The sequence below is a fragment of the Microbacterium luticocti DSM 19459 genome (genome assembly GCF_000422405.1).
Classification (GTDB): domain Bacteria; phylum Actinomycetota; class Actinomycetes; order Actinomycetales; family Microbacteriaceae; genus Microbacterium; species Microbacterium luticocti.
On sequence record NZ_KE383823.1, the window covers coordinates 44,247 to 56,525 of the forward strand.

At 72.1% G+C, this 12,279-nt stretch carries 13 protein-coding genes; 5 read left to right on the top strand and 8 right to left on the bottom strand.

Going from position 1 to position 12,279, the window contains the following annotated elements:
* The first annotated feature begins 1 nt into the window (after window position 1).
* The gene (locus H577_RS0112915) at window positions 2-1,096 is read left to right on the top strand and encodes a M4 family metallopeptidase (protein WP_036285137.1); all 1,095 of its coding nucleotides are present in this window, start codon (window positions 2-4) and stop codon (window positions 1,094-1,096) included.
* Window positions 1,074-1,445, top strand: coding sequence for a protealysin inhibitor emfourin (locus H577_RS16540; RefSeq protein ID WP_211217935.1), 372 nt, complete (start codon window positions 1,074-1,076; stop codon window positions 1,443-1,445). Before H577_RS0112915 ends, H577_RS16540 begins: the two co-directional genes overlap by 23 nt.
* A 522-nt stretch (window positions 1,446-1,967) precedes the next feature.
* On the opposite strand, the gene H577_RS0112925 is transcribed toward H577_RS16540, so the two are convergent.
* Together H577_RS0112925 and H577_RS0112930 are read right to left on the bottom strand one after the other, a co-directional pair.
* Complete coding sequence (locus H577_RS0112925; protein WP_029146295.1) at window positions 1,968-2,660, bottom strand: uracil-DNA glycosylase; 693 nt, start codon at window positions 2,658-2,660, stop codon at window positions 1,968-1,970.
* Between the two features lie 29 nt (window positions 2,661-2,689).
* The gene (locus H577_RS0112930; protein WP_211217936.1) at window positions 2,690-3,466 is read right to left on the bottom strand and encodes an SDR family oxidoreductase; all 777 of its coding nucleotides are present in this window, start codon (window positions 3,464-3,466) and stop codon (window positions 2,690-2,692) included.
* Between the two features lie 148 nt (window positions 3,467-3,614).
* On the opposite strand from H577_RS0112930, the gene H577_RS0112935 reads away from it, so the two are divergent.
* Window positions 3,615-4,937 (top strand): bifunctional o-acetylhomoserine/o-acetylserine sulfhydrylase, encoded by a 1,323-nt coding sequence (locus H577_RS0112935; protein ID WP_029146297.1) that lies wholly within the window; start codon window positions 3,615-3,617, stop codon window positions 4,935-4,937.
* A 75-nt stretch (window positions 4,938-5,012) separates the two neighbouring features.
* On the opposite strand, the gene H577_RS0112940 is transcribed toward H577_RS0112935, so the two are convergent.
* A complete protein-coding gene (locus H577_RS0112940) occupies window positions 5,013-5,954 on the bottom strand; it encodes a hypothetical protein (protein ID WP_029146298.1) in 942 nt (313 codons plus the stop codon).
* A gap of 338 nt (window positions 5,955-6,292) precedes the next feature.
* Between H577_RS0112940 and metX the strand changes: the two genes are divergently transcribed.
* Entirely contained in the window at window positions 6,293-7,501 is a 1,209-nt protein-coding gene (gene metX, locus H577_RS0112945) for a homoserine O-acetyltransferase MetX (protein WP_029146299.1), read from the top strand.
* On the opposite strand, the gene H577_RS0112950 is transcribed toward metX, so the two are convergent.
* The 5 genes from H577_RS0112950 to H577_RS0112970 all read right to left on the bottom strand — a co-directional run bounded on the left by H577_RS0112950 (window position 7,498) and on the right by H577_RS0112970 (window position 11,072).
* Window positions 7,498-8,262, bottom strand: coding sequence for an NUDIX domain-containing protein (locus H577_RS0112950; protein WP_051192024.1), 765 nt, complete (start codon window positions 8,260-8,262; stop codon window positions 7,498-7,500). The two genes, metX and H577_RS0112950, sit on opposite strands and share 4 nt — an antisense overlap.
* The gene (locus H577_RS0112955) at window positions 8,252-8,566 is read right to left on the bottom strand and encodes a thiamine-binding protein (RefSeq protein ID WP_029146301.1); all 315 of its coding nucleotides are present in this window, start codon (window positions 8,564-8,566) and stop codon (window positions 8,252-8,254) included. The genes H577_RS0112950 and H577_RS0112955 overlap by 11 nt, the downstream gene beginning before the upstream one ends.
* A 9-nt stretch (window positions 8,567-8,575) precedes the next feature.
* Complete coding sequence (locus H577_RS17740) at window positions 8,576-8,734, bottom strand: hypothetical protein (RefSeq protein WP_156876658.1); 159 nt, start codon at window positions 8,732-8,734, stop codon at window positions 8,576-8,578.
* A 20-nt stretch (window positions 8,735-8,754) separates the two neighbouring features.
* Window positions 8,755-10,017 carry a glycosyltransferase 87 family protein gene (locus H577_RS0112965; RefSeq protein WP_029146302.1) on the bottom strand — a complete coding sequence of 421 codons (1,263 nt, stop codon included), beginning with the start codon at window positions 10,015-10,017 and terminating at the stop codon, window positions 8,755-8,757.
* A gap of 167 nt (window positions 10,018-10,184) precedes the next feature.
* Complete coding sequence (locus tag H577_RS0112970) at window positions 10,185-11,072, bottom strand: ADP-dependent NAD(P)H-hydrate dehydratase (RefSeq protein WP_051192025.1); 888 nt, start codon at window positions 11,070-11,072, stop codon at window positions 10,185-10,187.
* Window positions 11,073-11,116: 44 nt separating this feature from the next.
* Here H577_RS0112970 and H577_RS0112975 point away from each other — a divergent pair, with 44 nt between their 5' ends.
* Window positions 11,117-12,187 carry an NADH:flavin oxidoreductase/NADH oxidase gene (locus H577_RS0112975; RefSeq protein WP_029146304.1) on the top strand — a complete coding sequence of 357 codons (1,071 nt, stop codon included), beginning with the start codon at window positions 11,117-11,119 and terminating at the stop codon, window positions 12,185-12,187.
* Window positions 12,188-12,279: the final 92 nt, after the last annotated feature.

Sequence of the window (12,279 nt, forward strand, 5' to 3'; positions counted from 1 at the left end):
TATGGACAACGCAGGTGTGGGCTTGGGCACGTGGTACGGGATCGTTCCGCCGTTCCTGCTCGATCGGGTGGCGGCCACCGACAAGCCGCATCTGGCGCGGGCCGCGCGGGCCGCGCACCACACTCTGCTCGCACCGCGCAGCTATCGGCCGCACCGTACCGCGCTCGAGTTGAGCGTGGACGGCGGCACGCTCGTGGCAGAGACCGCCCCGTCGCCCGACCGCACGATCGCCGACGCGCACAACACCGAGACGCTGCCGGGCGACGTGGTGCGCACCGAAGACCAGGCGCCGGTGGCCGATGCCACGGTGAACCAGGCGTTCGACGGGCTGGGCATCACCTTCGACTTCTACTGGGACGCCTACCACCGCGACTCGATCGACGGGCACGGTCTGGCACTGGATGCCACCGTGCACTACGGCCAGGATTACGACAACGCGTTCTGGAACGGCGAACGGATGGTGTTCGGCGACGGCGACGGTGACGTGTTCACCGGGTTCACCGGGTCGATCACGGTGATCGCGCACGAGTTGACGCACGGGGTCACCGAGTCCAGCGGTGGCCTGGACTACCAGGGGCAGTCCGGGGCGCTCAACGAGTCGATCTCGGACGTGTTCGGGGTGCTGACCGAGCAGTACCATCTCGGCCAGACCGCCGATCAGGCGTCGTGGTTGGTCGGCGAGGGGATCTTCACCGACCAGGTGCAGGGGGTGGCGTTGCGGTCGCTGAAGGCGCCGGGCACCGCCTACGACGACGACGTGCTGGGCAAGGACCCGCAGCCGGCGACGATGGCCGGGTACGTGCAGACCACCGACGACAACGGCGGCGTGCACATCAACTCCGGCATCCCGAACCACGCGTTCTATCTGACGGCGACCGCCATCGGCGGCAAGGCCTGGCAGACGGCAGGTCTGATCTGGTACCGCACGGTGACCGGCGGCTCGCTGCCGCGCGACGCCGACTTCGCGACGTTCGCGACAGCGACCCTCACCGCCGCCGCGGCGGAGTACGGTGAGGAATCGAAGGAGGTCGCCGCCGTGCGCTCGGCCTGGACGGGCGTCGGCGTGCTCACCGATGCAGACACCGCAGGATCGTGAACCGCCCGTCGTCGAGGTGACGGTGGTGCGCAGCGGCGGGATCGCCGGGCTGCGCCGGCAGTGGCGCGCCGAACCGCCCGAGCCCGAACGGGGGCACTGGGTCGCGCTGATCCGGCAGTGTCCGTGGAACGAGCCCGGCGAGGCGGACGCCGGCGGCGCCGACCGGTTCGTCTGGCGGATCGAAGCCCGGCTCGGCGACGACGACCACCGCACCGAGCTGCCCGAGACCCGGCTGCAGGGGCCCTGGCGCGACCTCGTCACCGAGGTGCAGGCGTTCGAACGCGACCGCCCCGACCCAGGTCGCCCCGACGACGACCCCGGCCGCCCCGCCGACGACCCCGGCCACTGAGCATCCGCCCGGCCACTGAGCATCCGCCCGGCCACTCGGCATCCGCCCGGCCACTCGGCATCCGCCCGGCCGCAGCATCCCGTCACCGGATCCGGCGACATCACCGGATCAGGACGATCTGGCCCGGATCCTCCTGCATCCGCGATATCTCCTGATCTCGTGGCCCAGACCCCGCATCACCGGATCAGGCGACATCACCAGATGAGGAGATATCACCGGATCAGGACGATCTGGCCGGAACCTCCTGCATCCGCGATATCTCCTGATCTCGTGACAGCCCAGGCTCCGCATCACCGGATCAGCCGATATCACCGGATCAGTCGACATCACCAGATCAGGAGATCTCACCGCATCAGGACGATCTGGCCGGAATCCTCCTGCGTCCGCGATATCTCCTGATCTCGTGACAGCCCCGACCCCGCAGCACCGGGTCAGGAGATATCACCGCATCAGGACGATCTGGCCGGAAACCTCCTGCATCCGCGATATCTCCTGATCTCGTGACACCCGGGCGCCCGTCCGTCAGTCGGGAAGGCGCCAGTCCACGGGGTCCGCGCCCTGCGCCGCCAGCAGTTCGTTCGCGCGGGAGAACGGCCGCGAACCGAAGAACCCACGGCTCGCCGACAGCGGCGACGGGTGGGCCGATGCGATGATCGGCGTGTTCCCCAGCAGCGGCCGCAGGTTCGCGGCATCCCTCCCCCACAGGACCGCCACCAGTGGCCCGCCGCGATCCACCAGTGACCGGATCGCGTGCTCGGTGACCTTCTCCCAGCCCCAGCCGCGATGGGATGCCGGGGCCCCGGGCGCGACGGTGAGCACACGGTTCAGCAGCATGACGCCCTGGTCGCTCCACGCCGACAGGTCGCCGTGCGCGGCCGGCGGGATGCCGAGGTCGTCGCGCAGTTCCTGGTAGATGTTCGCGAGGCTGCGCGGCAGGGGCCGCACATGCCTGTCGACCGCGAACGACAGGCCGATCGGATGCCCCGGGGTGGGGTACGGGTCCTGTCCGACGATGAGCACCTTCACGTCCGAGCGCGGCCGTGCGAACGCCCGCAGCACGCGGTCGCCGGCCGGCAGGTAGTGCCGCCCCGCGGCGACCTCGGCACGCAGCCGGTCGCCCAGCGCCGCGATGTCGCCGGCGACCGGCGCGAGTTCGCGCGCCCACCCGGCGTCGATCAGTCCGGCATCGGCCAGTTCGGGAAGGGTCATCGCCACGCGACCAGCGTAGGCGGTCGCGGCGCCCGTCACTCGCCCTTCACACGCAGCGGCCCGCGTGCCAACAGGTGCTGTGCAGACTGGGCGACCGGGCGCATCGTCACCAGGTCGAGATTCACGTGGCCGGGCGCGTTCATCGCATACGCGATCACGTCGGCGACGTCGGCGGCGCGAAGCGGCGCCTCGACGCCCTCGTACACCTTCTCGGTCGCGGCCCGGTCGCCGCCGAGGCGGTTGAGCGTGAACTCCTCGGTGTGCACCAGACCCGGCGCGATCTCGACGACCCGGATCGGCTCGCCGTTCAGCTCCAGCCGCAGCGCGTGCACGAGCATCGACTCCCCCGCCTTCGCGGCGTTGTATCCCGCCCCGCCCGGGTACGCCCCCTGTGCGGCGGTCGAGGTCACGAACACGGTGTCGGCGTGCGAGTCGGATGCCGCGGCCCGCCGCAGCAGCGGCAGCAGCGCCGCGACCAGTCGCTGCGTGGCCATGACGTTCGCCTCGAACATCCACCGCCAGTCCTCGGGCCTGCCGTCCTCGACCCGGTCGGCGCCGCGGGCGCCGCCGGCCACCTGCACCAGCGCGTGCACCGGCCCCGACCCGTCAAGCCACTCAGCAAGCGCGTCGACGTCGGCCGGCACGGTGAGGTCGGCGGCGTACGCCACCGCCCCGGTCTCGGACTCCAGTGCCGCCAAGCGCTCCGCCCGCCGGGCGACGGCCACGACATCCCACCCACCGCCACGCAGCGCCCGCACGGTCGCCTCGCCGATCCCGGTGCTGGCCCCGGTCACCACTGCTCGTCTGGTCATGACTCCACGGTAACGCCGCCGCCTCGGGCACGTCGCGCCGGCACGTTACGTCACATTTCCCCCTCGTTGTTGACAACGAGGCCGCATCCGTACTCTCGAACCTGTCGCCCCGCGATCCCAGGCCGACGCCGAACCCGAGGAGAACCCGATGTCCGCACCCGAGAACTGGCGGTTCGAGACCGCTCAGATCCATGCCGGCGCCCAGCCCGACCCCGTCACGGGGGCCCGCGCCACCCCGATCTACCAGACCACCTCGTACGTGTTCCGCGACACCGAGCATGCCGCGAACCTGTTCTCGCTGGCCGAGGTCGGCAACATCTACACCCGCATCCAGAACCCGACGCAGGACGTCGTAGAGCAGCGCCTCGCCGCGCTCGAGGGCGGTACCGCAGCACTGCTGACCGCGTCGGGCATGTCGGCGGTGACCCTGGCGATCCTCAACGTCGCCGGCGCGGGCGACCACGTCGTCGCCTCGTCCGCACTGTACGGCGGCACCTACAACCTGCTGCGCTACACACTCGAGAAGCTCGGCATCCACACCACCTTCGTCGAGGATCAGGACGACGCCGAGGCATGGCGCGCCGCGGTGCGGCCGAACACCAAGCTGTTCTTCGCCGAGACCATCGGCAACCCGAAGATCAACGTGCTCGACATCCGCACCGTCGCCGACATCGCGCACGAGAACGGGCTGCCGCTGTTCGTCGACAACACCATCGCGACCCCGTACCTGATCCGCCCGTTCGAGCACGGCGCGGATGTGGTCATCCACGCGGCCACGAAGTTCCTCGGCGGCCACGGCACGGTGATCGCCGGCGCCATCGTCGACGGGGGCACCTTCCCGTGGTCGCAGCACGCCGACCGCTTCCCTGGGCTCACCGAGCCCGACCCGTCGTACCACGGCGTCAGCTACACCGGGGTGCTCGGCGACGGCATCGCGTTCATCATCAAGGCGCGGGTGCAACTGCTGCGCGACCTCGGCCCGGCGATCTCGCCGAACAGCGCCTGGCAGCTCATCCAGGGCATCGAGACGCTGTCGCTGCGCATCGAGCGACACGTGCAGAACGCACAGCAGATCGCCGAGTGGCTCGAATCACGCGACGACGTCGCGTCGGTCAGCTACGCCGGCCTCGCCAGCTCGCCGTGGCACGCGCTCGCCCAGAAGTACGCGCCGAAGGGCGCGGGGGCGGTGCTGTCGTTCGAGCTGACCGGCGGTGTCGACGCCGGCCGCGCGTTCGTCGACAACCTCACCCTGTTCAGCCACCTCGCCAACATCGGTGACGTGCGTTCGCTGGTGATCCACCCGGCCTCGACCACCCACTCGCAGCTCTCGCCTGAGGAGCAGCTCTCCAGCGGCGTGACCCCGGGTCTCGTGCGCCTGTCGGTGGGCCTCGAGAACGTCGACGACCTGAAGGACGACCTCGCCCAGGCTCTGGCCGCGGCGCACGAGGTGCGTGAGGCCGCGCGCGTCTGAGCCCGGCCTGCGGATGCCTCGGCTCGGCCGACGGGCCGGCCCGAGGCATCCGTCGTCTGCGCACCCTGGCGACGGTCATGCCGCATCCCACCAGCGCAGCACGCGCAGCGCCCGCAGCGTGACCCAGCGACTCGGAAGGCCCTCGGGCACCCCTTCCATGTCGAACAGCGTCGGGCCCTCGTGGACGTTCTCGAGGTGCCACAGTCCGTCGCCGTCACTGTGGGAACGGATGAGCTCGACGGCCTCGGCGCAGCGTGCGTCGCGCTCGGGCCGGGCGCGACGCATGTACTCGAGGCCGCGCAGGACGTCGTAGAACCATCGCACCGGATACGAGGCCATCGTGAACCGCGGATCGATGATCTCGCCCGTGCTGCGGCGGCGCATCAGTCCTCGTTCGAGCAGGTATTCCTCTCCGCGATGCCGCGCCGCACGGACGACGGCGGTCCCGCCGGTGGCCTGTTCCCAGTCGCGCAGTCCCTCGAGCGCGCAGATCGTCGAGTGCAACGACGCGACCCGCGCGCCGTACTCGGCCCAGCAGTTCCACCCGCCGTCGGGCAGCTGCCGGGCGAGCAATGAGTGCACGGGGCGTTCGTCGGCCTCGCCGAAGTACGCGCCGATGGTGAGCACGACACCGTTGAGGCATGGCTCGGTCTCGCCCGCGAAGTACGGTTCACCGGCATCCCACCGCACGTTCTCGCGCACGCGCAAGATCGCCGTGCGTACGGCCGGATCGGTCGGGTCTACCCCGAGATCGACGAGTTGCTGCAGGCTGAAGTGCGTCGCCGTCCAGGCGTCGTACATCGGGCGGGACTCGTCGACCCAGCCGGGCCGGTACACACCGCCGTCCCAGAGGCCGTCCTCCCCCTGCTCTGCGAGCAGACGCGCGCCCCACCCTTCGCGGGCGACCCGCGCGCGCTCGGCGGCGACCTCGTCGGCGGGTGCGTCGAGCAGATCGCGCATGACCTGCCAGCGGATCGCCGGGTCGCCGGACATCAGATACTCCATCGCTGCGTCCATGCGCGCGAGGCTACGCCGCACCCCCGACGTTGCGCCGACGGGCCGGCCCGAGGCATCCGTCGTCGGCACCGCGGCTGCGTTGTGCCCGCACCCGGGTTTCTGGCTCACAGACTTCGGAGGATGCCACGAGGTTCGGAGGGTTTCGGCCCGAACGGTCCGAGGTTCGTGCGATCCTCCGAAGGTGGGACCGGATGACGCGGGAGAGCGCACCGCTGTCGGCGTGCCGCCGACGAGCGCACCGCCGTCAGCCCGCCACCGGAGCGCGCACCGCCGCCCGAGCGTCACCCGACACCCGTAACAGGCCGGGGCCACCGGCGCCGACACGGAAGAATGGACCCATGGACTGGCAGCAGACCTCCGAAGACACGGTGCCCAGCGCGCCGGTGACGGAGGCCGACGCCCGATCGCTGCTCGGCCGCCCGCCGGCGACCGGGGCGTGGCGTGACGGCGACCCGGTCGGCAACCGCCGGTTCGCCGGGCTCGGCACGTTCCGCACCGAGACGGGCGCCGAGCTGCCGTTCGTGCGCCTGGCCTACGAGTCCTGGGGCGAGCTGAACGACGCGCGCGACAACGCCGTGCTGATCCTGCACGCCCTCACCGGCGACAGCCACGTGCGCGGACCGGCCGGGCCCGGGCATCCCACGGCCGGCTGGTGGGAGGACGTGGTCGGACCCGGCTGCCCCATCGACACCGACCGGTGGTTCGTGGTCGCGCCCAACATGCTGGGCGGATGCCAGGGCTCGACCGGTCCGGCCAGTATCGGCCCGAACGGCTATGAGTGGGCGTCGCGATTCCCCTACCTGACGATCCGCGACCAGGTCGCCGCGCAGCAGCGGCTGGCCGACCTGCTCGGCATCGATGTGTGGGCGGCGGTGGTCGGCGGCTCGATGGGCGGCATGCACGCGCTGGAGTGGGCGATCTCGACGCCGGAACGGGTGCGCAGGCTAGCGGTGCTGTCGGCACCGCCGTTCAACACGGCCGACCAGATCGCCCTGAACTCGGTGCAGCTGGAGGCGATCCAGATCGATCCGCGGTTCGCCGACGGCGAGTACTACGACGCAGGTTCGGGCAACGGCCCGCACCGCGGGCTGGCCCTGGCCCGGCGGATGGCGCTGTTGAACTACCGCAGCCCCGCCGAGCTGAACATGCGGTTCCGGCGCTCGTGGCAGTCCGACGTGTCGCCGCTCGGCGACGACGGCCGGTTCGCGGTGGAGTCCTACCTCGACTTCCACGGCAACAAGTTCACCCGGCGGTTCGATGCGAACAGCTACATCCGGCTGGTCGAGGCGATGGACTCGCACGACGTCGGCCGCGGCCGCGGCGGCATCGAGGATGCGCTGGCCCGGGTCACGGCCACCACGCTCGTGCTCGGCATCGACACCGACCGGCTGTTCCCGGTGGAGGGCCAGCACCGCATCGCCCGCGGCATCCCGAACACCCTCGACGGCGACGAGGCGGTCGTGCTGGCCAGCGACTTCGGCCACGACGGCTTTCTCATCGAGACCGACCGGGTCGGCGCGCACCTGCGCCGGCTGCTCGAAGCCTAATCCGACACCACGTACCGCCAGGGCAACGCGTCGGTCAGCAGCCGGTGGCGTGGCCCGGGCACATCCAGGGTCGCGGCACCCGTGGCGTCCGGCCCGGCATCGTGCGCGGCATCCGGCTCCCAGCAGAACACCGTGCCCGTCTCGCAGCGACGCACCCGGGTGTGGAACGTGCGCACACCGGCTGCTCGCGCCCGCGCGACGAGTTCCGCCGCGTCGGAGGCGCCCGTCAGCCCGTACAACGTCACCCAGGTGGGCGGGTAGAGCACGACCCGGCCTGCAGCATGCCGGTCGAGCACGTCGGCCGGACGCACCCACGCCGCCTCGACCACCTCGGCCACGGCCGGCGTCACCACCGAATCGGTGACGGCGCCGACGAAGAACCACGTACGGATGCGCTTGGGGATGCCCGGTGGCGGGGTCCAGCAGCTGAACGGATGCAGGTGCTCGGGCGCGATGCGAAGTCCCACCTCTTCGGCGGTCTCGCGCGCGGCAGCCCGGCGTGCGTCGGACTGCTCGGCGTCCCCGGCGCGCAGGTCGGCCGGCTCGACACCCCCGCCGGGGAACACCCAGGCGCCGGCGAACGAGCCGCGGTCGGGGCGCTCGATCATCAGCACCTCGGGTCCGGCGTCGCCGCCTCGCACCAGCACCGCGGTTCCGGCCACGCGCAGCTCGGAGTCGTCGGCGGGTGCCGCATCCACCGCAGACCGCAGGTCGCGCAAGGCGCGGTCGGCGCCCGGGTCCGAGCCCGGCTCAGTCGGCATCCGGCTCGCCGAGTGCGCGTTCCAGCCGCTCCACCTTCGCGTCGAGCTCGCCGGTGTACCCGGGACGGATGTCGGCCTTCAGCACCAGCGACACGCGGGACCCGAACGGCATCACCGCTTCGGTGGCGCGCTTGACGACATCGAAGACCTCGTCCCACTCCCCCTCGATCTCGGTGAACATCGAGGTCGTGCGGTGCGGCAGGCCGGACTCACGGACGACACGGACCGCCGCGGCGACGGCGTCGTGCACCGACCCGTCCGACCGGCCGGTTCCGCTGGGGGCGACAGAGAACGCGATGAGCATGCCTCGACGCTACCGCGCGACCGTGCCGGGCGCGAGGCTCGACGCGACCCTGCCGGGCGCGAGGCCCGACGCCACCGCACCGGTCACGAGGCCCGACGCCACCGCGCCAGTCACGACGCTCGACGCCGCGGCGCCGGTCACGAGGCTCGACGCGACCGCGCCGGTCACGAGCCCAGACGCTCTCGCACCTACCGCACCGACCGCGAGGCGGGACGCGACCGCGCCGCGCGGAGCGAGGCATCCCTCGCCGCCGCGACACCCGACGCGGACCGCACCGGCACGCGCGCCAGGCGCACCACCGCCCAGACGAACAGCACCACCACGAGCAGATTTCGCGCGGTGAGCAGGGCCGCCGGCAGCGGCTGCGCGGCGAGCAGTCCGCTGTAGGTGAGCGGATACACCAGCTGGGTAAGCGCCGCGATCAGCAGCGCCAGTGCGGCGGGCGACCGCCAACGCCGCCGGTCGAGCACGAGGCCTGTCACCAGCGGCACCACGATCCAGGTGAGATACTGCGGCGACCCGACCTTGTTGAACGCGATGAACCCGGTGACCAGGGCGAGCGCGAGCGGCGGGAACAGCACGGCGAAGGATGCGCCCCGCCGCGCCTTCATCGCACCGAGAACGGCAACGGCCCCCACCGCCAGCACGAGCAGCGGCGTCATCAGCGCGACGACCACGTCGACGTTCGGTCCGGTGACCTGGAACGTCAGCATGTCGGGGTCGTAGTAGATGAACGAGCCGTCGATCCGGGCGACGGCGCGCCACAGGTACAGCGTGCTGATCGGCGCCTCCAGCTGCAGCCCGCGGCCGGTCTGGTCGCCGATGAAACCGAACGCGTACCGCAGCCCGCCCGCCGCCGCCACCGCGCCCAGCGTCAGCGTCGACACCACGATGGCTCCGCCGACGACGGCGAGCCGACGGCGCACGGCGATCACGGCGGCGGCCAGCAGCGCCGCCGGCCACACCTTGATCCAGGTCGCGACGGCGAGCAGGATCGAGCCGAGCCACGGCCGACCCACCAGCCACAGGCATCCGGCGATCGCCAGCGGCACCGTGATCGCGTCGATGCGGTACAGCGCGATCGGCCCGAGCAGCGCGATCGACGCGAGCCAGAACCACGCGGCCACGCAACGGCCGCGGGAGCGCGCCCGCCCGACCAGCAGGCCGAACGCGAGCGCGTCGCACAGCGTGACGAGCAGCACCCAGCCGATCGTGTAGCCGCCGATCCAGGACAGCCCGTGTGCGAGCACCATCGGCACGAGCGCGAGCTGCGGGTACACCCACCCCTCGGTGATGCCGACGATGCCGGCGCCGTCGAGGGCCCTGTTCGACCAGGGCTCGTACACGAGGTAGACGTCGCCCATCGGCTGATTCGGCAGCACGAAACCGAGCGTGGCGACCCCGACGTGCACGAGGGCGAACGCCACCCACAGAATCGCCCGCCTCGACATCCCGCAAGTCTAGAGTGGTGCCTTCAGCGCAGACTGTGGGATGCCTCGGGCATGCGGCGGCTCGCCACGAAGGATGTCGCCGCCGGCGGCGCGCCGAGCCCGTTTCAATCGCGGTGAGGGCGTGCCTCATCCTGCCGCCGCATCGGGGGACGAGGCGGCAGCCGCCATCACTCCGGCGTGGCGAGCACTGCCGCGATCGCCGCGGGCAGCGCGTCGGCGACGTCGAGCGCAGTGATCGGGCCGGTCCCTCGTCCGCCGCCGTTGCGCTCGGCCGCGATCGCGCCCGCGCGGCCGTGCACCCAGGCCGCCGTCGCGGCGAGCGGGCCGAGAGCCTCGGCATCCAGCGTCCCGCCGTCCGCCTCCCGACGCGCCTGGGCCGCGGCGACCAGTGCTCCCAACGCTCCGGCGAGCACGTCGCCCGTGCCGGCGGTGGCGAGCCAGGCGGTTCCGGACGAGACCCGCGTCGTCCAGCCGGAGGGTGTCGCCACGATCGTGACGGCGCCCTTCAGCAGCACCGCGACCCCGATCGCCGCGGCGGTCTCGGCCGCCTGCGCCGCCCGCGCGTCGTCGCTCTTCGGCGTCGCATCGTCGAGGCCGATACGTCGCCGCAGCGCGGCGTGCTCGCTCGCATGCGGCGTCACCACGACCGGCGCCGACGCATCGGGAGCGAGGTCGAGAGCCCCCGCGTCGATCACGACGGGCAGCGCGCCCGCAGCGATGTGGCGCAGCACCGCCGTCACGGGAGCGGGCCTGGCTGCGACATCCATCCCCGAGCCCGTCACCCACGCCTGCACGCGTCCGTGCGCCGTCACGACCTCGGGCCGGCGGTGGAGCACGAACTCGCTCGCCCGTCGCGGGCCCAGATATCGCACCATTCCCGCGCCCGCACGGCATGCCGCTTCGACTCCGAGCACCGCGGCCCCCGGGTAGGTGTCAGACCCGGTGCGCACGCCCACGACACCTCGGGAATACTTGTCATCATCGGCGACCGGCGCGCGCAGGTACGCCGCCGCATCACCCATCGACCATTCGCGAGCATCGTGCGCGTCGACCATGGCGCCACCCTACCTCGCGGCGTCCCGCCACCCGGAGCACCCGAATGAGCATCCTCTTCTCGCCCCTGCAGATCCGCGACATCGTGTTCCGCAACCGGCTCTGGGTGTCGCCGATGTGCCAGTACAGCGCGGTCGACGGGATGCCGCAGGAGTGGCACCACGTGCACCTCGCGCAGTTCGCGAGCGGCGGTGCGGGTCTGGTCATGGCCGAGGCGACGGCCGTGCTCCCGGAGGGTCGCATCTCACCTGAGGACACCGGGATCTACAGCGACGCGCACCGCGACGCATGGGCGCCCATCGCCGCCGCGATCCGCGCTCGCGGCGCGGTCCCGGGCATCCAGCTCGCCCACGCCGGACGGAAGGCGTCGACCTGGCGCCCCTTCGACCCGCGGTCAGGGTCGGTGCCGATCGCCGACGGCGGGTGGCCGACGGTCGCACCGTCGGCGATCGCGTACGACGGGTTCGCGACACCGCGCGCGCTCGATGCCGACGGGATCGACGAGATCGTGGCGGCGTTCGGTGCCGCAGCACAGCGGGCCGTCGCGGCCGGTTTCGCCGTCCTCGAGGTGCACGGTGCGCACGGCTACCTGCTGCACCAGTTCCTCTCGCCGCTCAGCAACCGGCGCCACGACGAGTACGGCGGGTCGCTCGAGAATCGCGCGCGGCTGCTGCTGCGCGTCGTCGACGCGGTGCGCGCGGCGGCGCCCGACGCCGCGGTGCTGGTCCGTCTCTCGGCGACCGACGCCGCCGACGACGGATGGGATGTCGCCGACACCGTGCACGTCGCGCGTATGGCCGCCCAGCACGGCGCCGACATGTTCGACATCTCCAGCGGCGGGCTCGTCGCACACCAGCGCATCACGGTGGGGCCCGGGTACCAGGTCGGCTACGCCGCCCGCGTGCGGCGTGAGGCGGGCGTCGCGGTGAGCGCCGTGGGGATGATCGACGACGCCGCTCAGGCGGAGCAGATCCTCGCCGCGGGCAACGCCGACGCGATCATGGCTGGGCGCGAGTGGCTGCGCGACCCGCACTTCGCGCTGCGCGCGGCGGGCGAGCTCGGCGTCGACATCGATTACTGGCCCGCCCAGTACCTGCGGGCGCGCCCGCGGCGCTGAGCCGCATCGACGACGATCGCGGTGACGGCGGCGGCGCGAGGCGCAGCCGTGCCCGATCCCGCGGCACCGGCCTCACCCAGGTAAGCGCCCGC